This is a genomic window from Nocardioides sp., assembly GCF_004803405.1.
GTDB classification, from domain to species: Bacteria; Actinomycetota; Actinomycetes; order Propionibacteriales; family Nocardioidaceae; genus Nocardioides; species Nocardioides vastitatis.
The window spans coordinates 1-614 of record NZ_SSXI01000044.1 but is presented as its reverse complement, the minus strand read 5'-3'; the positions used below and the strand labels follow the sequence as shown (position 1 = coordinate 614).

Annotated in this window: 1 pseudogene; it reads left to right on the top strand. The window is 69.5% G+C overall.

Annotation, left to right across the window (positions count from 1 at the left end):
• Positions 1-614: pseudogene (locus E7Z54_RS03045) on the top strand (thiamine pyrophosphate-binding protein); the annotation flags it as partial.

The following is a 614-nucleotide window of genomic DNA, read 5'->3' as shown; positions in this document are numbered from 1 at the left end:
TTCGCGCTGGGCCTGTTGTCGTGGATGTACGGCCGACCCACCGAGCCGACGGTCGCGTTCTTGGAGAAGAAGTTCGCCAAGGTCCCCGACATCCTCGGCGCCAACCTCGCCGCGTTCAAGGCCGGCTGGAACTACGGCGAGACCACGGAGACGTTCGTGGTCCAGTACGAGATCAAGCCCGCGAAGATGAAGGCGGGCACGTACCGCAACATCACCGGCAACCTGGCGCTCTCCTACGGCCTGGTCGCCGCCGGCGTCCGGTCGGGCCTGCCGGTGTTCCTCGGCTCCTACCCGATCACCCCGGCCTCCGACATCCTCCACGAGCTCAGCAAGCACAAGGGCTTCGGCGTGACCACGCTGCAGGCCGAGGACGAGATCGCCGGCATCGGCGCCGCGATCGGCGCCTCGTTCGCCGGCGCGCTCGGCGTCACCACGACCTCCGGTCCCGGCATCGCGCTGAAGTCGGAGGCGATCGGCCTGGCGGTGATGACCGAGCTGCCGCTGCTGGTCATCGACGTGCAGCGGGGCGGTCCGTCCACCGGACTGCCGACCAAGACCGAGCAGGCCGACCTGCTGCAGGCGATGTACGGCCGCAACGGCGAGGCGCCGGTCCC